This window comes from Bradyrhizobium sp. SK17 (genome assembly GCF_002831585.1).
Classification (GTDB): domain Bacteria; phylum Pseudomonadota; class Alphaproteobacteria; order Rhizobiales; family Xanthobacteraceae; genus Bradyrhizobium.
The window spans coordinates 3,483,268-3,506,277 of sequence record NZ_CP025113.1; the positions used below are offsets into that span (position 1 = coordinate 3,483,268).

Annotated in this window: 24 protein-coding genes and 1 pseudogene; 15 read left to right on the forward strand and 10 right to left on the reverse strand. The window is 61.8% G+C overall.

From position 1 onward, the window contains the following. Position 1 precedes the first annotated feature (1 nt). The gene (locus CWS35_RS39845; RefSeq protein WP_210202801.1) at positions 2-625 is read right to left on the reverse strand and encodes a PQQ-binding-like beta-propeller repeat protein; all 624 of its coding nucleotides are present in this window, start codon (positions 623-625) and stop codon (positions 2-4) included. A 458-nt stretch (positions 626-1,083) separates the two neighbouring features. Between CWS35_RS39845 and CWS35_RS16190 the strand changes: the two genes are divergently transcribed. After that, complete coding sequence (locus CWS35_RS16190) at positions 1,084-1,452, forward strand: hypothetical protein (RefSeq protein ID WP_371682852.1); 369 nt, start codon at positions 1,084-1,086, stop codon at positions 1,450-1,452. Between the two features lie 95 nt (positions 1,453-1,547). On the opposite strand, the gene CWS35_RS39010 is transcribed toward CWS35_RS16190, so the two are convergent. The 3 genes from CWS35_RS39010 to CWS35_RS16200 all read right to left on the reverse strand — a co-directional run bounded on the left by CWS35_RS39010 (position 1,548) and on the right by CWS35_RS16200 (position 3,901). Continuing rightward, the gene (locus CWS35_RS39010) at positions 1,548-1,733 is read right to left on the reverse strand and encodes a hypothetical protein (RefSeq protein ID WP_157817169.1); all 186 of its coding nucleotides are present in this window, start codon (positions 1,731-1,733) and stop codon (positions 1,548-1,550) included. Between the two features lie 461 nt (positions 1,734-2,194). Beyond that, positions 2,195-2,758, reverse strand: coding sequence for an S-(hydroxymethyl)glutathione synthase (gene gfa, locus CWS35_RS16195; protein ID WP_024580244.1), 564 nt, complete (start codon positions 2,756-2,758; stop codon positions 2,195-2,197). A gap of 33 nt (positions 2,759-2,791) precedes the next feature. Beyond that, positions 2,792-3,901, reverse strand: a complete 1,110-nt coding sequence (locus tag CWS35_RS16200; RefSeq protein ID WP_100952508.1) for an S-(hydroxymethyl)glutathione dehydrogenase/class III alcohol dehydrogenase — start codon at positions 3,899-3,901, stop codon at positions 2,792-2,794. A gap of 447 nt (positions 3,902-4,348) precedes the next feature. On the opposite strand from CWS35_RS16200, the gene CWS35_RS16205 reads away from it, so the two are divergent. Continuing rightward, positions 4,349-5,287, forward strand: a complete 939-nt coding sequence (locus CWS35_RS16205; RefSeq protein WP_100952509.1) for a helix-turn-helix domain-containing protein — start codon at positions 4,349-4,351, stop codon at positions 5,285-5,287. Between the two features lie 175 nt (positions 5,288-5,462). Here CWS35_RS16205 and pqqA read toward each other — a convergent pair whose 3' ends face one another. Both pqqA and CWS35_RS16215 read right to left on the reverse strand, forming a co-directional pair. Continuing rightward, entirely contained in the window at positions 5,463-5,543 is an 81-nt protein-coding gene (gene pqqA, locus CWS35_RS16210; RefSeq protein ID WP_100952510.1) for a pyrroloquinoline quinone precursor peptide PqqA, read from the reverse strand. A gap of 215 nt (positions 5,544-5,758) precedes the next feature. Then, positions 5,759-6,571: a serine protease gene (locus CWS35_RS16215; RefSeq protein ID WP_245438994.1), complete on the reverse strand. Its 813-nt coding sequence runs from the start codon at positions 6,569-6,571 to the stop codon at positions 5,759-5,761. 620 nt (positions 6,572-7,191) lie between these two features. Between CWS35_RS16215 and CWS35_RS16220 the strand changes: the two are divergent. The 12 genes and pseudogenes from CWS35_RS16220 to CWS35_RS16275 all read left to right on the forward strand — a co-directional run. Then, positions 7,192-8,997, forward strand: a pseudogene (locus CWS35_RS16220) (methanol/ethanol family PQQ-dependent dehydrogenase); the annotation flags it as partial. A gap of 121 nt (positions 8,998-9,118) precedes the next feature. Further along, the gene (gene moxJ / locus CWS35_RS16225; protein ID WP_100952512.1) at positions 9,119-10,039 is read left to right on the forward strand and encodes a methanol oxidation system protein MoxJ; all 921 of its coding nucleotides are present in this window, start codon (positions 9,119-9,121) and stop codon (positions 10,037-10,039) included. Between the two features lie 31 nt (positions 10,040-10,070). Further along, complete coding sequence (moxG, locus tag CWS35_RS16230) at positions 10,071-10,667, forward strand: cytochrome c(L), periplasmic (RefSeq protein ID WP_100952513.1); 597 nt, start codon at positions 10,071-10,073, stop codon at positions 10,665-10,667. 73 nt (positions 10,668-10,740) lie between these two features. Continuing rightward, on the forward strand, positions 10,741-11,037 hold the full coding sequence (locus CWS35_RS16235) for a methanol dehydrogenase [cytochrome c] subunit (RefSeq protein WP_245438995.1): 297 nt from the start codon (positions 10,741-10,743) through the stop codon (positions 11,035-11,037). A 131-nt stretch (positions 11,038-11,168) separates the two neighbouring features. Further along, complete coding sequence (locus tag CWS35_RS16240; protein ID WP_100952515.1) at positions 11,169-12,200, forward strand: MoxR family ATPase; 1,032 nt, start codon at positions 11,169-11,171, stop codon at positions 12,198-12,200. 275 nt (positions 12,201-12,475) lie between these two features. Then, positions 12,476-13,045 (forward strand): hypothetical protein, encoded by a 570-nt coding sequence (locus tag CWS35_RS16245; protein WP_371682853.1) that lies wholly within the window; start codon positions 12,476-12,478, stop codon positions 13,043-13,045. 1 nt (position 13,046) lies between these two features. Further along, entirely contained in the window at positions 13,047-14,009 is a 963-nt protein-coding gene (locus tag CWS35_RS16250; RefSeq protein ID WP_100952517.1) for a nonribosomal peptide synthetase MxaA, read from the forward strand. Continuing rightward, entirely contained in the window at positions 14,006-15,037 is a 1,032-nt protein-coding gene (locus tag CWS35_RS16255) for a vWA domain-containing protein (RefSeq protein ID WP_100952518.1), read from the forward strand. The genes CWS35_RS16250 and CWS35_RS16255 overlap by 4 nt, the downstream gene beginning before the upstream one ends. Then, complete coding sequence (locus tag CWS35_RS16260; RefSeq protein ID WP_100952519.1) at positions 15,034-15,609, forward strand: MxaK protein; 576 nt, start codon at positions 15,034-15,036, stop codon at positions 15,607-15,609. Before CWS35_RS16255 ends, CWS35_RS16260 begins: the two co-directional genes overlap by 4 nt. Then, positions 15,609-16,607, forward strand: a complete 999-nt coding sequence (locus CWS35_RS16265; RefSeq protein WP_100952520.1) for a VWA domain-containing protein — start codon at positions 15,609-15,611, stop codon at positions 16,605-16,607. Before CWS35_RS16260 ends, CWS35_RS16265 begins: the two co-directional genes overlap by 1 nt. Beyond that, entirely contained in the window at positions 16,604-17,125 is a 522-nt protein-coding gene (locus tag CWS35_RS16270) for an SRPBCC family protein (protein WP_311538642.1), read from the forward strand. The genes CWS35_RS16265 and CWS35_RS16270 overlap by 4 nt, the downstream gene beginning before the upstream one ends. Positions 17,126-17,228: 103 nt before the next feature. Beyond that, positions 17,229-17,753, forward strand: coding sequence for a hypothetical protein (locus CWS35_RS16275; RefSeq protein ID WP_100952521.1), 525 nt, complete (start codon positions 17,229-17,231; stop codon positions 17,751-17,753). On the opposite strand, the gene CWS35_RS39015 is transcribed toward CWS35_RS16275, so the two are convergent. From CWS35_RS39015 to CWS35_RS16290, 4 genes are all read right to left on the reverse strand, one after another. Beyond that, positions 17,746-18,066 carry a hypothetical protein gene (locus CWS35_RS39015; protein WP_157817170.1) on the reverse strand — a complete coding sequence of 107 codons (321 nt, stop codon included), beginning with the start codon at positions 18,064-18,066 and terminating at the stop codon, positions 17,746-17,748. The genes CWS35_RS16275 and CWS35_RS39015 overlap by 8 nt on opposite strands. Before the next feature lie 548 nt (positions 18,067-18,614). Continuing rightward, entirely contained in the window at positions 18,615-19,094 is a 480-nt protein-coding gene (locus CWS35_RS16280) for a PaaI family thioesterase (protein WP_100956414.1), read from the reverse strand. 2 nt (positions 19,095-19,096) lie between these two features. Further along, entirely contained in the window at positions 19,097-20,923 is a 1,827-nt protein-coding gene (locus CWS35_RS16285; protein WP_100952522.1) for an AMP-binding protein, read from the reverse strand. A gap of 18 nt (positions 20,924-20,941) precedes the next feature. Further along, a complete protein-coding gene (locus CWS35_RS16290; protein ID WP_024580677.1) occupies positions 20,942-21,949 on the reverse strand; it encodes a zinc-binding dehydrogenase in 1,008 nt (335 codons plus the stop codon). 88 nt (positions 21,950-22,037) lie between these two features. Between CWS35_RS16290 and CWS35_RS16295 the strand changes: the two genes are divergently transcribed. Beyond that, positions 22,038-23,006 carry an ABC transporter substrate-binding protein gene (locus CWS35_RS16295; RefSeq protein ID WP_100952523.1) on the forward strand — a complete coding sequence of 323 codons (969 nt, stop codon included), beginning with the start codon at positions 22,038-22,040 and terminating at the stop codon, positions 23,004-23,006. Positions 23,007-23,010 lie beyond the last annotated feature (4 nt).

Below are 23,010 nucleotides of genomic sequence, written 5' to 3' on the forward strand. Positions count from 1 at the left end.
CCTAGTTCGGCCCCCCGTTTCCGATGACAACCTTGCCGTTGACGATGCGTGGGGCGCCAGTGATTGTGTAGGGGCGATCGACGTCAGTGGTCTGCGTAGACCAGACTTCCTTTCCGGACTTCATGTCGATGGCGATTAGCCGCCCATCAAGCGCACCTATGTAAACTTTACCATCGTATGCAGCCAGACCACGATTGACGACGTCGCAGCATGCATCCTGACCCTTGCTGCCGGCTACCTTGGGGTCAAACATCCACAATTGCTTGCCGGCTTTCGCATCATAAGCATAAACCTTGGACCATGCGGTAGATGTGTAGAGCACACCATCAATGACGAGCGGCGTCGCCTCCTGGCCGCGGGTCGTATCGAAGTCGCCGTACCAAGCGAGCTTCAGATCCTTGACCGTGTCGACGTTGATCTTATCCAGCTGACTGAACCGGGTTTCGTCGTAGGTGCCGCCGATGGTCGGCCATTCCTGAGGATGCTTTGCCGCGTCCGCCAACCTCGCATCGTCCAGCTTTGCAGGTGAATTTGTCTGAGCGAGTGTGGTGTTGGAAAGCGCGGCGGCGAGCAACGCGATTGCGACGCCTTGCAGCCAACATGAACGAATGCGAATTTGGGACATTGTTTTCCTCCCTTTGCCTTTTTTGCGCGCGCTGTGCGGCAGGGCGCGATGTGCTCGTTCTTGAGAGCGGCACTCGACTAAAGGCTAGCATCTCATTCAAGAAATTCTTGACGGAAATATCCTGTCAACATTCGGGATGTTGTCAGCTTGACCGATCGGGAAAACGTCCGCTTCCTGAAGGGAGCGATTGACCATTGTCCGCTCGCGTCCACCATTTCCTTGTTGCTTCTCCTCGCAACGCACCGGCTTCCCTACTGGGCTAATCTATTGAGACCTCGCTTGTAGCGCATGGGTTGCATCTCTACCGTTACGGCGAGCAGCGCAAAGAAATTCGTTTCGGCTGGAATGCAGCATCAACGAGCTGCGGGCGTCGTTCAGTGTGCGCAGAACAGCATGAAGCCGCCGGATAAGGCATCACAAGGCGGATCGCTATCTGCCGAGGGAAGGACGAGAGGATCATGATGACGCGAGTAACGATGTGCGCGCTTCTTGTTGTGATTTCTGCCCATGGTGGATTGATACAAGCTCGCGACGATGGTCGCTATGCAAACTCGCCCTTGAAGTCTTGGTTCGAAAACCTCAACAGCGGGCGTGGGCAGTGCTGCGAAGAGGCCGACGGCCTGGCACTCCAGGATGGAGATTGGGACACGAAGGACGGACACTATCGCGTCTTTGTCGAGGACAAATGGTGGAACGTACCAGACGACGCGGTCGTCAAGGGCCCCAATCGTGACGGCCGGACAATTGTATGGCCGGTGTACATCTGGAGCTTAGGTGGGCTTGAGGAGCTACAGATTCGTTGCTTCATGCCGGGCACTCTGACTTGAGTTGCAGAGACGGGTGGTTAGCGTCGTCCCATAGGCCGGGCAGTCGAGCGAATGAGACGCGCGTTGGCTGCATTGTTCCTATGCCTTCCAAGGAACTATTCCCATTTTGGGCTGGCCACTATCTCATTGACCGACTGAGGAATACCGATACGGTCGGTACACTGCGCTTCGCGCGCGGTCTGTCCATGGTTGAGAAACAGCTCAACCAACAGCTTGAACCATGACGATCGCTCGATCATCAAGTGTTGAGACAATTGTCGTTTGGTGAATTCGAAATACACAATTTCTCTCGTGGGATTCGGATCAGAAATCGCGACGAGGCGCTGGCATTTGTTCTGGCGTTGGCTCCCTCCCGCAGGGCTATGCCGCATTGGAGGTCGGCAGAGGACGCTCTGCGCGCGCCCTCCCGATCGATCAAGGCTGACCGACTTGCCGGAAAGGCATTCGCGATGGCGCTCCGAACGGAGGGGCTGTTGCGTGAGTAAGCTCCGTGCGGGTTCGGTGCAAAAGACGCGGCCGCACAGTGTCGAGACAACGAAGCCCGTTTGGGCATGTTGTGTCAACCAGATCTGCCGCGCCACGCGGCAGATGACGCGCTACATGTCCGGCTTAGGCCGTCAGGTCTGATGATCGAGCAATTTGCCGCGCAACGATCAGCCGGCTTGGAATGCAGCAGACAGATTGTCTGCCGCATTTTGTGGTGCTGATGACATGGCCCACTTCGCTAGAGCGGCGTTGCGGCTCAGGCCGCCTTGGCCTTCGCCACGTGGGTGGCGATCGCATCCATCAGCGGCGGCGACAGGCAGTCGTAAGGTTCGAGCCCAAGCTCCTTCAGGCGCGACCTGATCCCGGCCATGTCGGCCGGCTTGACGCCGGATTCGATCACCGACGAGACGAAGGCGGCAAAGCCGGGCGCGGCCGAGCCTTGCTCCTGGAACAGCTCGGGATGGATGAAGTCGAGGCCATAGAACGGATGGCCCTTGTTCTCGATCCGGCCGTACATGTGCGTACCGCAACCGGTGCAGGCGTGGCGCTGGATCACCGCGGCGGCATCCACGATCTTCAGCTTGTCGCCGTTCTCGAGCACGGTGACGTTCTCGCGCGGGACCACCGCCACCACCGAGAAGGTCGCGCCCGACGGCTTCCAGCACTTGGTGCAGCCGCAGGCGTGATTATGGGCGACGTCGCCCTTGATCCCGACCTTGACCTTCTTGTCCGCGCATTTGCAGACCAGCGTGCCGCCGGCAAAGTGGCCGGAGCCCTGCTTGACGCCATTGTCGACTGATGGGTGGATATGAACAGTCATTGGTCTATCCTCCTGGTGCTTGGTGTTTTGATCTCAGAATACGACGACGGAGCGGATCGACTTGCCCTCGTGCATCAGGTCGAAGCCCTTGTTGATCTCGTCGAGCTTCAGCACGTGGGTGATCATCGGATCGATCTGGATCTTTCCGCCCATGTACCAGTCGACGATCTTCGGCACGTCGGTGCGGCCGCGCGCGCCGCCGAACGCGGTGCCCTTCCAGACCCGGCCGGTGACCAGTTGGAACGGACGGGTCGCGATCTCCTTGCCGGATTCCGCAACGCCGATCACGACCGAGACGCCCCAGCCGCGATGGCAGGCTTCCAGTGCCTGCCGCATCACATTGGTGTTGCCGGTGCAGTCGAACGTGTAATCGGCACCGCCATCGGTGAGCCCGACCAGGTGCTGCACGATGTCGCCGCCAACCTTGGTCGGATTGACGAAATGCGTCATGCCGAACTGCTTGCCCCACGCCTCCTTGGAGTCGTTGATGTCGACGCCGATGATCTTGTCGGCGCCGACCATCTTGGCGCCCTGGATCACGTTCAGCCCGATGCCGCCGAGACCGAATACGACGACGTTGGAGCCCGGCGTCACCTTGGCGGTGTTGACGACCGCGCCGACGCCAGTGGTAACGCCGCAGCCGATGTAGCAGCTCTTGTCGAACGGCGCGTCCTCACGAATTTTCGCCACCGCGATCTCCGGCAGCACGGTGAAGTTCGAGAAGGTCGAGCAGCCCATGTAGTGGAACACGGTCTTGCCCTTGTAGCTGAAGCGCGAGGTGCCGTCCGGCATCACGCCCTTGCCCTGGGTGGCGCGGATCGCGGTGCACAGATTGGTCTTCTGGCTCAGGCAGCTTTTGCACTGGCGGCATTCCGGCGTGTAGAGCGGGATCACGTGATCGCCCGGCTTCACCGACGTCACGCCGGCACCGACCTCGCGAACGATCCCGGCGCCTTCGTGCCCGAGAATGGCGGGAAAAATTCCCTCGCTGTCGAAGCCGTCGAGCGTGTAGGCGTCGGTATGGCAGATGCCGGTTGCCTTGATCTCGACCAGGACCTCGCCCGCCTTGGGGCCATCCAGGTCCAGCTCGACGATCTCAAGCGGCTTCTTTGCTTGGAACGCGACTGCGGCGCGTGTCTTCATTCGGTACTCCTGTTGCGTTCTTCAGCACCGCAAAGTGCGCTCAATCCCCGCATTAGCCTTGTTTTCGTGCGTTCGACGGCTTCGGCTCGTGCTATCGCGGTTGTTCGTTGCTTGCAGTGCATCATTGGCGCAAGCTGACATTCCTGGGTGTTATTGGCGTACTACGTTCGGAGGCGCGAAACTTGTCCAAGAGCGAAAGCGATTTGCGCCGAAGCGAAACGCAATCGGTTTTTTGGCCTTGATCTACTCGCCGGTCGCGTGCGCGTGCCGCGTTTGTCATTGCAGGTTGAGGTTCCCCTTGACTGCGCTGAAGCGCGGTCCGAGGATTATCGGGGAACGACAGCGAACGTGCTGTCCGAGATCCGAGGGTCGCCTTGAGTCGAGATACAGATCGCATCGCGCTCGCGGCAAAGGTTAAGTTGTTCGTATCGAATCGGTGGATGTAAGATGTTCGACATGGTCAGCTCGCGCAGCACCTCCGGATTTTCGCCGAAGAAGCAGATCCAAGCTTGGTCGGATACGCTGACGGATCTCTGCGGTCACTTCGATATCGATCCGATGGAGGCATCGTCGTTCGAAGGTCGAATCAACTACGCAACGATCGCCAAGCTGAAGCTCTGCCAGATCGAGGCAAGCCAGCATCGGCTGGCGCACACCGCTGCGCAGGCAAAGCCGGGCGACCACCCGTACGTCAAAATTCTATTTCAGACTTACGGAGTCTCGCACTTCGAACAGAGCGGCCGTCGAATCGAATTGATGCCGGGTGACTGCCTTGCCTACGATGTTTCCTGCCCGCACACGATCATCAGCCCGACGCTGACGCGGCACGAGGTTGTCATCGTGCCAAAGGATGTGCTCAAGGAACGCGGTTTTCGCCTGGCCAAGATGGCGGCATGCAAGCTCTCTGCGCGTACCGGCGCCGGCCGGATTGCGCATAGCTTTGTTCATGCGGCCTTCGACGAGGCCGCCAAGCTGTCGCCGAACAACGCGATCTGGGTGGCGGATTCCTTGATTGATCTGTTGTTGTTGCCGCTTCGAGAATCCGACGCGATGTTCGATTGCGGCGGCCCCGAAGCGATGTATGTCCGGGCCCAGTTGTTCATTCGCGAGAATCTGCGTGACCCGCAGCTTTCCATCGACAAGATCTCGGCGGCGCTGGGCTGCACCAAGCGCTACTTGCACATGCTTTTCAGCGACAGGGGAATGACTGTCAGCGACTATATCCGGCATGCCCGTTTGCAGAACTGCCGGCAGGAGTTGGAAACCCAGGCCGGGAAATCCATCACGGACGTTGCGTTCGCGTGGGGATTCTCGAGTTCATCGCACTTCAGTCGTGTGTTCCGGGAGTACTTTGGAATCGTTCCGTCCTCGATTCACAAATCGTAGTCTGCCGAATCCGGGGCGCGAGGCGCGCTTTGCAAGCGTGCATTTCGGCCCGACACAAGGTCGGTGTCGGCTCAGATCCGGTACCTTGCAATTTGCGGCAGCAGCGCTTGTGGCAAGGCCGTCTGCCGCGGCCCGACGCAACAACCGGTTGGTCGAGCCGGGCAGGTCGTCGCAGTTACTTGCCTGCCGCGCAGGCGTACATGTTGATCTCCATGCCCACCGGCACTTCGACAATCTTAGGAGTCTTCCAGGCCATTGTGTTCTCCCAACTGGGTTGACGCGAATGCCGCGCCGGCGCCGAACGTATGAGTCCGCCGGACACGGCGCAAGTCTTCTGCGGTGAACCGAACGCCGATCAGACGCTGAGATTTCGCTCTCGGACATGTCGATTTCTCTCTGAGATAAGGCGAGCGCGCGGCATGCCGCCGCTATGCTGCGGCAAGCCGAGTCATCTGGAGGCGTCCCGCGGGCCTACCTACTGCTGGCGGCGACGATCGCTTTTAGCAATTTTCCTTCGATCAGCAACGCGGAGCCATAGTGCAGCTCGATATCGAAGGCGATCCGCCGATTCATGTCGAGCGACGCACTCTGCATGGCGAGCAGATGACCCGCCTCATCGAAGAGCCCGGAGCCGGAGCCGCCAAAGCCATCGTTGCAGTCGTGCCGGGCCCTGCGGATGGCGTCCTCGGTCGGCAGATCGATCTCGCGGATCATGCAGCTCTCGATGCTGCTGGGGCCGCTTCCAGGGCCGGTGAAATTCGCATGACCCGCAGGCGACACCATCGTCACCTTCGTATCCTTCAGCCCGCTCGCCAGTTGCGGTGCGCTGGGAATCGGCTGGGGCAGCACGGTTATGTCGACGGGTTGATGCAGCCGGGCCAATGCCCAATCATCGGTGATGTGAAGCGCGGTGGCATTGGAATCGATGCCAAGCTGAAGGCTGTCTGGATCGAAATCGTAGTTCTTGCCCGCGATCTGGAAATAGCAGCTGCCGATCGTTCGCGTCATCTTGGCCTGACGATCGAGGAAATTATGTGCATTCATCATCACCAGAGTTCGGCTGCCGATCAGCCAGGACGCCGCCGCCTTCTGCGGAACGCCGTCGTCGTCCCGGCAGAACAGAACGCCGGCGCCGGAAAACCGCTGATAGTCCGCGCCGGTCATCGGGCGTCGACGATCCTCGAGATAGAGCGCGACATGCTCTACCGGTCGCGGCGTTAGTGATCCGAAGAGAGCGGTCAATGGAACGATGATGGCGTGCGCCAGTCGGGACAGCATCGGCATGTTCGTTCCACTCGTTGCCCAAATGTGATGGACGACCGGATTTCGCTGACGCCGCTGGCGTGACAACGGACTAACGATCGTCGGGAACTATTCCCGCTGCGACGCACATCGTCAACAATCAAACCCGACATCGCGGCGATGAGTCTACCGCACCAAGCTGCATCGTTGCGCGCAGCTGACAAAAAATTCGTTGCATTTCACTGTCGCACTAACTTGCTTCGTTCTTGGGCAAGCTTCTGCGTTTCAAACAGCGTACGGCTGACGCAGGAAAATAAGAAAGTCGACCGGTCTCGTCGAGGCTCGTCGCGCGTGAATGGGAGGATGCGTTGGGCGCGAGCGGCCGCTTATCGCGTGGTCGGCGCCTTCGTGACAATGGCGACGTCGCCGATCTCAGCGTGATGCAATCCCGGCAACAACACAGCAATTTGGCTTTCGTACACGCACGAAATGATGAGCGTCGAGGACTGCGGTGCGAAAGCAAAGGAGCAAGCACGGTAAGTCGAAGAAAACGTCAAGCGCAAACAGGAACACCAGGGAGGTTAAATCAAATGGAAAAACTGCTACGCACGGTGTCGCTGTCGGCAATGATCACGACAGCAGCATTTACCTTCATGAGCCCCGTCAAGGCGAACGATGCCTTGGACAAGATGTCGCAGAGCGACGACAACTGGGTCATGCCTGGTAAGGATTACCAATCTGACAACTACAGCAAGCTGGATCAGATCACGAAGGACAACGTGAAGACGTTGCGTCCAGCGTGGTCGTTCTCGACCGGCTTGCTCAATGGCCATGAAGGGGCGCCGCTGGTCGTCAACGGCACGATGTATATCCACACGTCGTTCCCGAACAACACCTTCGCGCTCAGCCTCGACGATCCGACCAAGATCCTGTGGCAGGACAAGCCCAAGCAGAATCCGGCAGCGCGCTCGGTCGCCTGCTGCGATATCGTCAATCGAGGCCTCGCCTATTGGCCGGGCGACAGCAAGACGCCGGCCTTGATCCTCAAGACGTTGCTCGACGGCCATGTCGAGGCCTTGAACGCCAAGACCGGCGAACTGGTCTGGAAGATGGAGAACTCCGACATCCGGGTCGGCTCGACGCTGACGATCGCGCCCTACGTCGTGAAGGACAAGGTCATTGTCGGTTCGTCCGGCGCCGAGCTTGGCGTCCGTGGCTATCTGACGGCCTATGACGTGCACGACGGCGCACAGATCTGGCGTGCCTACGCGACCGGTCCCGACAAGGACATGCTGATCGGACCGGACTTCAACATCAAGAATCCGCAGTACGGCCAGAAGGGGCTGGGCTTGTCGACCTGGGAAGGCGATGCCTGGAAGATCGGCGGCGGCACCAACTGGGGCTGGTATGCCTACGACCCCAAAACGAATTTGATCTATTTCGGCACCGGCAATCCAGCGCCGTGGAACGAGACCATGCGTCCGGGCGACAACAAGTGGACGATGACGATCTTCGGCCGCGACGTCGACACGGGCGAAGCCAAGTTCGGCTATCAAAAGACCCCGCACGACGAATGGGATTATGCCGGCGTCAACGTCATGATGCTGTCCGAGCAGAAGGACAAGGACGGCCACATGCGCAGCTTGCTGACGCATCCCGACCGCAATGGCATCGTCTACACCCTCGACCGGACCAATGGCGATCTGGTTTCGGCAAACAAGATCGACGACACCGTCAACGAGTTCAAGTCGGTCGATCTGAAGACCGGGTTGCCGGTGCGCGATCCTGAATATGGCACGCGGATGGACCATCTGGGCAAGGACATTTGCCCGTCGGCGATGGGCTATCACAACCAAGGTCACGATTCCTACGATCCCAAACGGCAGCTCTTCTTCATGGGCATCAACCACATCTGCATGGATTGGGAGCCGTTCATGCTGCCGTATCGTGCCGGTCAGTTCTTCGTGGGTGCGACGCTCAACATGTATCCCGGTCCGAAGGGCGATCGCCAGAACTACGAAGGCCTCGGTCAGATCAAGGCCTACGATGCCATCACCGGCAACTTCAAATGGGAGAAGATGGAACGCTTCGCCGTTTGGGGTGGCACGATGGCGACCGCCGGCAATCTCGTGTTTTATGGAACGCTTGATGGCTTCATCAAGGCCCGTGACAGCGACAGCGGCGAACTGCTGTGGAAGTTCAAGATCCCCTCCGGCGCGATCGGATATCCGATCACCTACATGCACAACGGCACGCAGTACGTCGCGATCTACTACGGCGTCGGTGGCTGGCCGGCAGTCGGCCTGGTGTTCGACCTGCAGGATCCGACCGCTGGTCTCGGTGCCGTGGGCGCCTTCAAGAAGCTCGCCAACTACACCCAGATGGGCGGCGGCGTGATGGTGTTCTCGCTCGGCGGCAAGGGTCCGTACGACGACGTCAATCTCGGCGAGTATCAGTCGACCAAGTAAGTCTCTGAGCGCCGGCTTCACCTGGATTGAGACCTCCGCCGACGTCCGGTCGGCGGAGGGGTTCCGGAGAGAGATCTGGACGCGGTCCTCGTCACCTCCGCATCAAGAGACGGTTAGCGCGATGTCACGGCTTGCATCCCATTCGTCGGCGTTGGCCTCGGTCGCCGCCACCTTCAGTCTCCTCCTGGCCCTGTCCAACTCAGTCGTGGCCGCTCAGCTGATCGGCCAGCCCGAGGCAGGCAGCACCGCGGCGCCGGCCAGGGAGCCGCCGACACCAGCGGCCGACGATACCAAGCTGCGGATCTGCGCTTCGGCAAAGCAGTTGCCCTATTCCGCGCAGGACAACTCGGGTTTTGAGAACAAGATCGCTGCCGTCGTCGCCAAGGCGATGGGTCGTGAGCCGGTCTTTGTGTATGCCGACAAGCCGGCGATCTATCTGGTGCGCGACTGGCTCAACAAGAATAAATGCGACGTCGTGATCGGGCTGGATACCGGAGATCAGCGCGTACTGACCACCAAGCCCTATTATCGGACAAGCTATGTCTTCATCACCAAGAAGGACAAGAACCTGGACATCCGGTCCTGGAACGATCCGAAGATCAAGTCGCTTGGTCACATTGTCGTCGATCTGGGGTCGCCGAGCGAAGCGATGTTGAAGCAGATCAATCTCTACGCCGATAACATGGCGTATCTGTATTCGCTGGTAGGGTTCCGCTCGCCGCGCAACGAATACGTCCAGATCCCGCCCGAGCGTATGGTCGCCGAGGTGCACAATGGCGGTGCCGATATGGCCGCGGCCTTCGCGGCCGACGTCGCACGCTACGTCAAATCCGATCCGACGCTGAAGATGGTTGCGATCAAGGACGATGCGACCCGCAGCGATGGCGAAAAGCTGCCCCAGCAATATGACCAGTCGATGGGTGTCCGTCTCGGCGATACCAGGCTTCTGACCCAGCTCGACGTCTCTCTCGCCAAGGCGGCACTCCAGATCGACGCCATTCTCAGGGACGAGGGCATACCGGTCGTTCAGGCATTGAAGTGACAGCGGACAGAAATGGAGCAGGCGTTCAGGAATGATGATGAGAGCACGGGCGTTGATCGCAATGGTTGCACTGGCAATGGGAGCGTTCAGTTCAGGTGGATGGGCGTTGGCGGCGGAGCCGGTCCCGACGACGTCGCTCGACCTCCGCAATACCGATACCGGGGACCCGATTGACCTCTCGACCTCGCAGGAGGAGGGGCGCAGCACACCCGCCGTCAAGAAGTTTCTGCAGACAGGCGTGGACCCCTATATCGAGGACAAGAGCTGCTTGCCGAAGGGCGAAACCCTGTACCTCGAAGCGTGCTCCGGCTGTCACGGTCAAATCGCCGAAGGCAAGATCGGCCCGGGGCTCAACGACGATTACTGGACCTACCCCAAGAATGTCACCGATCAGGGCCTGTTTGAGACGATTTTCGGTGGAGCCCGGTCGCAGATGGGGCCGCATAACGACCTGACACTGGACGAAATCCTGAAGACGATGGCCTGGGTACGCCATCTCTACAAGGACGACGTCAAGGATGCTGCCTGGCTCACCGCCGAGCAGAAGAAGGCCTTCCAGCCTTACAAGGTTGGCGAGACATTCCCAGAGAATGCGCCGGGGCTGTGCGCCGGCGAGAAAAAGAAATGAAGTAGCGCTTAGTCAACAAGAGGAGCCAAGCCTCGCCAGATCTTGGCCGATACTGCAAAAGGGAGGAAAGGAAGTGAAGACAACGGTAGCAATCGCGACCATTGCTGTCGCCGCCGCGGCCGGTTTCGGCAGCCCAGCGATGGCCTATGACGGGACCAAGTGCAAGGCGCCTGGCAATTGCTGGGAACCCAAGCCCGGTTTTCCTGAAAAGGTTGCCGGATCGAAGTATGATCCCAAGCACGATCCAGCGGAGCTCGCCAAGCAGGGCAACTCCGAACGCGAGATGGAGGCACGCAACGCGAAACGCGTCGCTTACTTCAGGAAGACAGGCAAGTTCATCTATGAGGTGGACAAGATCCCGGCGGATTGAGCGCTCCGAAATCGGCCGTGGGCCGGGGCCTCCTACTAGCTGGTGTGTCGTGGTTCGGTGGAAACACTGTTCTCTCGAACCGCGGCCCATCCGTCGAGATCGAGAACGATGAAAAAAGAAGATCGGTGTAAATGAACGATCCGGCGTCGGTCGCCTTGGCGTTGGAGGCCTTGCGCGGAGCCGCGCGGGAGCTGGAAGCCAAGGTCGGGCAGGTGGTCATCGGACAGCAGCGCGCTGTTCGGTTGATCACCATTTGCATATTCGCGCGGGGCCACGTGCTGCTAGCGGGTGACGTCGGCGTCGGCAAGACGACGCTTCTGCGCGCCGTCGGCAGGGCCATTGGCGGCGGATATGAGCGCGTCGAAGGGACCGTCGACATGATGCCGGCCGACCTGCTCTACCACACCTATATCGCGGATGACGGTCGTCCACGCATCGAGCCGTCGGCGATCCTCGAGAAGGCCGGTGACCTGTCGATCCTGTTCTTCAACGAGATCAACCGGGCGCGCCCCCAGGTTCATTCGCTGTTGCTGAGGCTGATGGCAGAGCGCTCGGTTGCCGCGTTCAAGCGCACCTATGATTTTCCGCATCTGCAGGTCTATGCCGATCGCAACCGGGTCGAGAAGGAGGAAACATTCGAGTTGCCGGCTGCCGCGCGTGACCGATTCTTCATGGAGATACCCGTCGAGGCCCCGGCCGATCCGGAAACCCGGCGTCGACTGATCTTCGATCCGCGCTATCGCGATGTCGATCTGCTGCTGCAGACGATCAACGAACCGGCCTTGGATCATCGCGTGCTGTCCGCGTCGGCGGGAATCATCCAGGAAAGCGTTCATGCGAGCGAGGCCGTGCAGAACTACGTGCTGCGGCTCTGGGATGCGATCGTCCACCCGGCCACAGCCGGCATCACGCTCGCTTCGATCGACATGATCCGATTGGTGCAGGGCGGCGGCAGTCCGCGCGGTCTCGCCTTCCTGGTCCGAGCCGCGCGCGTCCGCGCCTGGCTCGAGGGACGCGATATGCTGGTGCCGGAGGATGTCCGGGATGTGTTCGTCGAGACGGTCGCGCACCGTATTTTCCTCGATCCCGTTTATGAGCTGCGCCGCGAGCAGATTGTCGGTGATCTCTGCGCCGCCGTGCTGGCCAGCGTTGCTGCGCCATGACCGACGGACCCGACATCCACTATCGGCCGCGTGGTCGCATTTCCGGGCTGCGTGCCGGTGCGCATCCGAGCCGGCAGGTTGGATCGCTCGGCAATTTCCGTGACCAGATTCCTTTCATGGCTCATCCGGATGCTCGCCGCATCGATGTCCGGGCAACGATCCGCGACCCGTTCGAGAATACGATCGTGCGGCGATATCAGCAACGTGCGTCGATCGATCTTTATGCGATCGTCGATCTGACCGCCTCGCTCGGTTACCAGGGACATGCCCGCAAGATGGATCTCGTGACGACGCTGTGCGCGTCGCTCGCGCGCTCGGCGACGCAAAGCGGCGACCGGTTCGGGCTGATCGGTTGTGATGAGGGCGTGCGCTCGGAGTGCTTCATCCCAGCGAAGCGACGGCGTGGTGTTGCCGACGACGTCGCCGACCGGCTGGCCAGGGCGTCCTGCCGCGGCGCCAGTGCCGAGGGGCTGCGTCAGGCGGCCGACTATCTCGTCGGCGCGCGCAAGATGGTCTTTGTTATCTCCGATTTCCTGCTGCCGCTACCGTTCCTGCGTCAAATGTTCGAATCGATCGCGCAGCATGACGTCATCTCGGTTCTCGTCGGCGACTCCACTGAGGATATCGCGCTGCCGGATTGGGGACTGATGGAGTTCTCGGACCTGGAGACGGGGGCCCGGCGCATCGCCTTCATGCGCCCGAAGCTCAAACGCGAATGGATCGCGCGCGAACAGGCGCGGCACGCGGCGGTCGCGCGCCTCGCCGCCGAGTTCGGTCGCGCACCGGTGATGATCGCCGATCATCTCGATATCGACCGGTTTTCACGCAGCCTGATGGAGGCATGACGTGAACCGAAGCGTGTCGGCCTTTTTCACTGTGTGCTCGCTGACACTGGCCCTCTGCGTCGTGGTGAGTGTCGGTACGGTCCAGGCCGAACCAGCGCCCGGCGTGGTCAAGAATGTCACGATACGGACACCCCGCGATATCGGCTATTTTGCCGGCGATTTCGTCATCGTGGATGTTATTCTAACGCTCGCGCATGATGCTGAAATCGAGCCCGCGTCGCTGCCGCATCCCGGACCCGTCACCTATTGGCTCGATCTGCGAACGATCGATGTCGACGCGCGCAGTGAGGCCGACGTCCGGTTGGTCTCGCTGAAGATGGTCTATCAGAACTTCTACAACGCACTCGATGCGCGCCAGATGGAGATTCCGGCCTTCACCATCCGGATCCGGCTCGAGGGGGGCGCCGGCGCGATCACGGCGGATATTCCGGCCTGGACGATCGGCGTGTCGCCGTTGCGCGAGGTCGCGCCCGCACCCAAGGAAGATCCCAGGGATTACATGCGACCGGATCGCGCCGCGTTCTCCGTACAGGTCGAACGGCTCTGGCTGGAAACCGCGGTGGGGATAGCGGCTACGCTGCTCGCACTGATCTATCTCGCATTCGACCGCGCCTGGTGGCCATTTCACGCCCGTCCGGCGCGCGCTTTCGGCGGCGCTGTCTACCTGTTGCGCAAGCTGCGCCCGAAGCGTGACACCGATGAGGGCTATCTCGAGGCGCTGTTCATTCTGCATCGGGGCATCGATCAGACGGATCACCGCCGGGTCATGGCCGATGATGTGTCGGCATTTCTTCAACGCCATGCGATCTTTCGGCCGCTGGAGGATTGCCTCAAGGAGTTCTTCGCTGCGTCCCGGCAGGCCTTCTTTGCCAGCAACACGGCGCGATCGCGGCAAGAATTCCCGTTCGATGCCATTGAAGCGTTCGCCCGGAAGATGGCCGAAGCGGAGCGGGCGCGGCCATGAGCATCTGGATCGATCGCCCGTGGCTGCTGCCGCTCCTCGTCCTGGCGATCCTGCCGGCGGTCTTCTCCAGCCAGCGAACGTCGTATCTCGGCAGTTCGGCCGTCGTGCCGGCGGATTTCTTGTCCAGCCTCGTGCGGTTCGTGCTGCGTCTCGCAGGCGTGCTGGCGATTTCGCTGGTCGTCGTCGCCTTGTCGGGACCCTATCGGGAGGGGCAGACGGTCAGCCGCGTCGGGGAAGGGGCGCAGGTCGTCATCCTGCTCGATCGCAGCGGCAGCATGAACGACACCCTCGCCGGCACCACGCCGGCGGGCGGAGAAGAATCAAAGGCGGCTGCGACCAAGCGCCTGCTGCACGATTTTGTCGGCCGGCGGCCGCACGATCTGTTCGGGGTCGCCGCGTTCTCGACCGCGCCGATGCTGGTGCTGCCCTTGACCGACCATCACGACGCCGTACTCGCGGCGATCAATGCCAGCGATCGGCCGGGACTCGATTTCACCAACATGGCGCGTGGTCTCGGCATGGCGTTGTCGATGTTCGCGACCGATCGTGCCGATGAGCATCATGTGATCCTGCTGGTGTCCGACGGCGGCGCCGTGATCGAATCGCATGTCCAGGATCAGCTGCGCGCCGAGTTTCGCAAGTTCAAGACCGACCTCTATTTCCTCTTTCTGCGAACCGCCGGCAGCAAGGGAATGTTCGACAGACCGGGGCCGGACGACAACACGCCGCAAGCCATGCCGGAGCGTTATCTCAACCTGTATTTCCAAACCCTCGAGATTCCCTACAAGGCGTTCCAGGCGGAGAATCCGCAGCAAGTCGAGGCGGCGATCCATCAGATCGACGCGCTCGAGCGTTATCCGATCACCTATACCGAGCGTTTGCCGCGTCGTGACCTGACCGGCTGGGCCTACGCGCTCGCCTGTCTCTGCATTCTGATCCTTGTCGCAGCCAAGCTGTGCGAGGTGCGGCTTATCTCGCGCCGGTCTTCGGCGCCGTCTGTCCCTACAACGCTGGATGTTGCCGCATGAGGGCGCCGGCACGAGCGTGGCGACAATTGAGGCCGCGCCTGATCGTGATCCTCCCGGCCGCGCTCGGGTTGCTGACGCTTGGCCTAGTGGTTATCGATTTTCGTTCCTACGCAACGAACCGCGTAATCCGGGAGTTGAAGCAGAACCGCGACGTCGTGGTCTCGACGGGCGCAAGGCCGGAGGCGCTGCTGGCGCGGATCGAATTCCTGCTGTCGCATGACCGGATCGACGAGGTGCAGCCGTTGGCTGAAGCGTTGGACAAGACCGGATCGGAGCAGATCATGGCTGCCGCCCACTACAACTTTGCCAACGGGCGATTGCGGCAGGCCTTCGATCTACTCACGCAGGGCAAGATCGATGCTGCCGGTCCGCTGGTCGTGCTTGCCCGGCAGGAATATCGCCGCGCGCTGACGTCGGTGCCGGATGATTGGGACGCTAAATTCAACCTCGACGTCGCCTCGCGTCTGATCCGCGATTTTCCTTCCTTCGAGCGCACGGCTGGCGATACCGTGAAAACGGATCGCAAGAAGATTTGGGCCGACATTCCGGGTGTGCCGAAAGGACTGCCGTGATGTCGACGATCCCTGACGCTCTGCGGCGCGCCTGCCACGACAATATCGGCGATCCCCGGACTCTAGTGCTGATTGCGGCACTGGCCTTCGGGCTTGTTGCCGCGGTCCTGCCGCCGATTGCAACCACCCGAAGCGGGGTCGACATTCTCATCGTCGTCGATATCACGGGCAGCATGAACACGCGCGACTATCAGGTCGCGGGTCAGCCGGTCAGCCGGCTTGACGTTGCCAAGGCTGCGTTGAAGCAGATGATCGGCGACTTGCCGTGCCCGAGCCGCGTGGGCCTTGCGCTGTTCAGTGAGCGGATTCCCTTTCTGCTCTTCGAGCCGATCGATGTGTGCGAGGATTATGGCGCCGTCGGCGGCGCGATCGATGCGATCAATTGGCGCGAGGCGTGGGATGGTGACAGCCACATCGCCTCCGGACTGTTCCGCGCCATCGAGATGGCAAAGGGACTGAAAAGCGATCTCGTCTTCATCACCGATGGGCAGGAGGCTCCGCCACTGCCGCTCTCGGGAGGACCTGCTTTTGACGGTCAGGTTGGCGCGGTGAAGGGTGTCATTGTCGGCGCCGGCGGCTACGCGCTGTCGCCGATTCCCAAGTTCGACGATCGCGGCGATGAGATCGGGTTCTGGGGTGTAGATGACGTGCCACATGAAAACCGGTTCGGTCCGCCACCCGCCGATGCTGCGAGCCGACCGGGATACGAGCCGCGGAATGCGCCGTTCGGTGCGGTCGCGGCCAAGGGAACCGAGCATCTGTCGTCGGTTCGCGAACCTTATCTGAAATCACGGGCAGCCGAGATCGGGTTGGCTTACGCGCATATGGCTGATGCCGGCGGGCTCGCCGATGCCTTGCTACCGGTCGCGACCCGGCATTTCAGCAAAGGCTACGCCGATTGGCGATGGCTGCCCGGTGCTCTCGCGCTGGTCGCGCTGCTGATCCTTTACGGGGTTTTCCCCACGCTTGATCGTCAACTGCACTGGAAGAGGACATGATGCGTTCGCTGCTGATCACTCTTGGCTTCTTTGTTCTTACCACCTCGGCGCTGGCGCATGGTCCGACGCCGCAGAAGGTCGACGAGACCATCGACATCAACGCTCCCCCGTCGGCGGTTTGGGCGATCGCTGGAGACTATGCCGGCGTCTCGAAATGGAATTCCGAGCTGAAGACCAGCACCGGTACCAACAAGAAGCGGGTCATGACGTTCAAGAACGGCGAGATGCTCGAGGAAGAGGTCGATGAGTATGACCCGGCTCACATGACCTACACTTACCGGATGCTCAATCCGAACTTGAAGGCGTTGCCGGCGAGTTCCTATTCGGCCACGCTGGTCGTGACGCCCGGCAAGCAGGGCGGCAGCCAGGTCGAATGGTACGCCCACGTCTATCGCGGCGATACCGAGAATGAGCCGCCGGAAGAGTTGAACGACGCCGCCGCCAAGCAGGCGTTGGCGAGGCTGTTTCGCGCCGGGCTTGATGGCATCAAGGCGATGGCCGAAGGAGCGGGGCATTGAAGTCAGGCGTCCAACGCGATCGCTGTGAATGCCAGCGCCCGCCTGGTTAAGACGGCAACGATTTCCATCGTTGCCGTGAGGCGAGCTGGATGCGGAGGGTTCGATGACCATCGCGGGCTTTCGCCTGAACACCGTCATTTCGTTTGTCTTGCTACTGTTCATGGTCAGTCTTGGCGCCTGCAACGAAGAATCTGAGCCGCCGAAATGGAAGACTGTCGTGGTCAAGGAGCAGACCAAACTGCCGGAATGGCTGACCATCAAGGACAGGGTGGATCCTGCAGTTTGGCTCAGAAGTCGTGAAGTCGGTCATGAGGTCCTGCCGACCGATCCGGAGGTCGATCGGCTCCGCCGCGCGCTCGGCCAGGCTCGCACTCGCTTCGTCGAAGATGAGCGCATGATCGCCAACCGCACGGCGCAAACCAGCGACATGCTGGCTGAAGCACGTCAGCCCGAACGCGTCGTTGACACCATGACCGGCTTGATCGATGTCGCGGATACGACACCGAACAGGAAGCTGTATGGTGACATGTGCCAGCAATACCTGAACATGCGAAAGTCGGGCGCGGACCGGACTGAGGCGCTTCAACGGTTGACGGAGTCCTACAAAGATCAGGACGATCTCAGATGATCGAGCCGGAGAGGGGCGTGAAGCAGCCTTCTCGCGAGTGACTCGCAATCGTACGTCCGCGAGACCAGTCTTTGTAATGCTTCGCGCGGCATTCAAGCCATACATTGACTGAAGGGTCCAAGATCGTGCGGCGGCCTTTCGTTGTTCGTAGCAGCCAGGCATTTGCAACCGCTGCATCGGCGGCCGAGAGCATCACTCTTGTCGAGAAGAGCCTCAACGAAATCGCGAACGATCCGAGCATGCCTGAGATTGCGAACGGTGGGTGATGATTGACCGTGGGCAACCCCCAGGGAGGGTCAATATTGTCCGGCATTGCCAACGCACTCCTGAATGGGCGCGTCGGCAGTCTGGAGCTATGTCTTCCTTTGATAGGAAACACGGATAGGCGACCAATTCGCTGGCCATAGCGTCTAGCCGGCACGCTTGGCTTGTCCGACGCGCTCCCTTTTCATTCTGAATCGCCTTGTAACCTATTGATCCAACTGGAGACGCAAACCGCTCGAAATTCAGAATAGCCGCTGATTTTCTTCGAGATCCGAGCGGATTTTGATTCCGCCATTCGGAGGTTCGATCCCTCCCGCCCCAGCCAGCTGCAAGCCTATGATCTTGTTGGGATAATGACTTGACTTCGAGGCGGGATTCGAGGCCATTCACAAAGCGGATCTGCCCGGTCATTTGGACATGCCGTGCTGTTCCCGTGGCTATCGCCGCGAGGCGAGGGGCGATTCGATCACGGCGGTCGTCTCGACCGCCGACGAAACAGCATGATGAGCCAGACGCGCGCGCCATGGCACGCAGCAAAGGCACCTACGTAAGTTGTTGAAATCTCAGTAAATGCTGGGCCTCCATCACGAAGGGCGGCTAGTTTTCGGTCCTGGCCGTGGGCGGGTTTCCGGTCAGCGCACTTGCTGCACCGGCACTGATCGCCTTGAACGACGCGGTCGTGCTGAACGTGCCACGCCCAACGGCGTAGACCTCGCCCTTGTCGTCGCTGATCTCGACGTCGGCGACCGACAACGCCTTGCCGGCTCGCACCAGCCTTCCGGTGGCGATCAGATCGATCTTCGCCGGCGATTTCAGGAAGTCGACGCGGAAGTTCGCTGTCGGGGTCGGACGTCCGGTCTTCAGGCCGCAGGCGACCGCACCGGCGACATCGATCAGCGCAGCGATGACGCCACCATGGTAGACGCCGGCATCGGGGAAGATGCTGAGCGCCGGGCTATAGGGCAGACGCAGCACCACGAGTCCGGCGACATCGTCCGCCCGGTCGAGCTTCAGCCCGATGAACTGGTGAAAGGCGGCCGTTTCCACAATGCGGCGGAATGCATCGACATCGAGCATGATCAAGAGACCTTGTTGGCGGGAGTGACTTCGAAGGCAAACGCGAATGCGCCGAGTGCGTCCTCGATCGGTTGCACGTGCCGCGCAGCAGCGCGCACGTGAACGAGGAAGCCGTGGCGCGGATGAGGGAAGATGGCGACGGAGGCCATCTGGTCGGCGCCAGTGATGGCGTGGATGAGGCGTTCGACGACGCGTTGCGTGATATCCAATTTGAGCGGCTGCTTGTGCACCTTGCCGACGGCGGTGACCGGCAGTTGCGGAAGGATGATGATCTCCTTCGGGATCGCGGCGCGCTCCTGGATGCGCTGCGATGCGAAGGCGAGCAGTTCCGCTTCACCTGCGGCAGCACCCGGATGCAACTGGACATAGGCCACCGGAATTTCCCCGGCATAGGCGTCGGGCCTGCCAACCGCTGCCGCCACGGCGACGCTGTCGTGTGCCGCGAGCGCATTCTCGATCATGCCGGGATCGATGCCGTGCCCGCCGCGCTTGATCAATTCCTTCGCACGTCCGGTCACCCAGACGAAGCCGTCGCGATCGACACGGCCGAGGTCGCCGGTGTCGAGCCAGCCATCGGAAAAAAAGGGCTGCTCGCCTGCATGTCGGTTGAGATAGCCGGAGAACACCGTAGGGCCACGGATCGCCAGTACGCCGATGTCGTCGCCGGCATCGCCGATCGCACGGCCGTTCGCGTCGGTCCGCATGGCGCGGACTTCGCAATAGGGGAGCGCCAGCCCGACGGAGCCCCGTCGATTGACGCCGTAACAGGGGCCGCTGGTGACGGCGAGCGTCGCCTCCGTCAAGCCCCACGGTTCGACCACGGGAACGCCGAGGCCATCGTTCAGGCGTTCGCCGACCGCGCGCGGCAAGGCCGCCGCGCCGTTGATCAGCAGGCGGAGGTGGGGCAGGCCGGCGCGATCGGGCAGGTTGGCGGCAAGTTGCGCCATGACCGTCGGCGGGCCGACGACCACGCTGACGCCATGGTGGGCGATGGTCGCCGGGAGCGCCGCGACGACGCCTTCGCCGCGATAGCCGAGCGGCCCGAGGACTAGGATGCTGCTGCCGGCACTGAGGGGAAACAACGAGCAGGCGAACAGGCCGCCGACATGGAACATCGGCATCGCGCATAGCACGCGATCCCGCGCGGCGTAGCCGTAGCCGAAGCAGGATATCAGCGCCGCAGCCGCGAGATTGTGTGCGGTCAGCGGTACGAACTTCGGCAGGCCGGTCGTTCCGCCGGTGTGGAACAGCGCGACCTGGTCCTGCGGTGCCCGCGACCGCAGCGGCGGAGCATCGGCAGGTGCGACCGGCAGACGTGCCGTGTCGATCTCGATCAGCGCGATTGCCCGTTGCTCGCAATCCGCGCGCAATGTCGCCAGCATCTTCGCCAGTGCCGGTGGCGGGTCGGTCGGCACGAGCAGCACCCTGGCGCCGCTCTCTGCGATCAGCGTCACGACCTGCGCTGGCTCGAGGTAGAGGTTGATCGGCGCGAGCGTTGCCACGGCCAGGGCGGCGATCGCTGTGGCGACGGTCGCCGGACCATTCGGCAGCAGCGTCGCCACGACGTCGTCAGGGCCAACGCCGGCTTGCTTCAGCCGCACGGCGATGGCGCGTGCGCCGTCGCACAGCTGTCGCCGCGACGTGGTGGCAACCGCATCGCCGGCGCGCCCTGAGGGAATGTACTCAATGGCGTCCGCCTCGCCATCGCAATCGGCGTGCGATGTGATCATGGCGACGATGTCGCGGCCAGCGATCCGCTGCGCGAGCGGGACTGCGGCGAACGCCGCGACGTCGGCAGCCGTCGCGAAGCGGTGAGGGGGGCTGTTCATCCTGTCACCTTCTTCCGATCAGGGCTTCACGATGACCTTGCCGACAACGGCGCGCTCCTCGATGGCACGCACCGCGGCGATGCCGTCCGACAGCGCGCATACCCGATCGATCGGCGGATCGAGCAGTCCCCGCGCGACAAGGCCAAGGCATGCCTCCTGATCCGAGCGATCCCAGCCGGTCGAACCGATGATGCTCATTTCCGACATGAACAGGTAGGGGATATCGGTGACGGCGGCATAGCCACCGGTGCCCCCGCAGCACAACAACCGGCCGAAACGCCTGACGCAGCGCATCGATGGCGCCCAGGTGTCGCCCGCGGTGAAGTTCACGACGACATCGACGCCGCCGCCGCGCAGCAGGCTGCCGGTCGTTTCACGGACATATTTGTCGATCTTGACGGCACTGTAGTTGATGGTTTCGTCGGCGCCGAGGTCGCGCAGCCGTGCGCACTTGTCGTCGCTGCCCGCGGCGGCGATGACCTTGCAGCCGGCGAGCTTCGCCAACAGCACGCAAGCGGTTCCGACGCCGCCCGACGCGCCGAGCACGAGCACGGTTTCGCCGGCCTTGATCTGTCCGCGGGTGTGCAACATGCGGTGCGCGGTACCGTAGGCGCAAGGAAGTGCCGCAGCCTTTTCGTCGGGGACGTCGTCGGGGATGCGCATCAACTGGCTGGCGCGAACCGTGCAGTACTCGGCCATCGCGCCATTGCGCGTCTCGCCGAGCATCTCGAACTGGCCAGTGCTCCAGTCGACGTGATGCGACACCGGCAGCACACGCTCGCCGACCGTCCAGCCTTCGACGCCATCCCCGAGCTTGTCGATTACGCCGGCACAATCGCCGCCGGTAACTCCCGGCAGTTCGACCTTGATGCCGGGCATGCCGCGCCGGGAAAAGATGTCGAGGTAATTGAGACCGCAGGCGCGGACCCGCAGGCGGACCCAGCCGGGTGCAGGCTCGGGCCGCGGCAGGTCGCCATACTGCAAAACTGACAAGTCGCCGTGCGTTTCGAAAAAAACCGCCTTCATTTGCGCCTCAATCCGCTCAACAAATCCTCTTGCATATCCTGCATATGATTGCACAATATGCAATACAGGGAATGGCGGAGGGAAAGTCATGTGGAAGCGTGTCATGTTGACGCTGGCGATCGCCGGCGTCGTGACGTCGGGTGCGTCGGCGCAGAGCAGGCGGGTTGCGATCGCCGGATGGGGCCCGCATCCGACGCTCAACGAGACGATCGCCGGCTTCAAGAAGGGGCTTGCCGAAGGCGGTTTCGCCGAAGGCCGCGACGTGACGTTCGACGAGACCAACGTCAATTTCGACGCCGCTCTGATTCCGCAGATGTTGACCCGCCTTGCGGGTGCGCAGCCGGATCTGATGGTGACGGTGGCAACCCCGGTTTCGATCGCCGCGCGCAATCAGCTGCGGTCGCGCAGCTTTCCCATCGTGTTCATGCCGATCGCCGATCCCGTGCACGCCAAGCTCGTGCCGTCGTGGGACAAGGGCGATCGCTTGATGACGGGATCCTCCGTCGCGCTCGACTACGCAGCCGGTCTCACCTTCTTCAGGGGGCTGTTGCCGAACCTGAAGCGTCTCGGCGTGCTCTACGACACCGGTGACGACAGCTCGAAGGCGGCCGTCGACGGCATGGAGGCGGCCGCTTCCGGCAGCGGCGTCACGATCGTCAAGATCGGCGTCGATAACCCTAATGAATTGTCGCAGCGGGTGCAGTCGGCGGTCGGGCAGGTCGATGCGCTGTTCACCGTGGCATCGGGACGCATCCAGCAGGGAATGGCGGCGATCTCGGCGACCGCCGATCGTGCCAAGCTTCCGGTGATCACGTCCATCCCGGACGCGGTGCGGCAGAACTACGCGCTGGCGGCTTTCGCGGTGTCGTTCGCCCAATCGGGCGAGGCGGCCGGGCGGATCGCCGCGCGCATTCTCAAAGGTACGGATCCGGCGACCATCCCGCCGTATCGCGCGACCGCTGCCGAGCACGTGCCGATGATCAGCAGCCGCAAGCTCGCCGTCCTCGGGCTTCAGGTGCCGCCGGCGCTCAGCGCTTGCAACTGCCTCGTGGATTGAGATC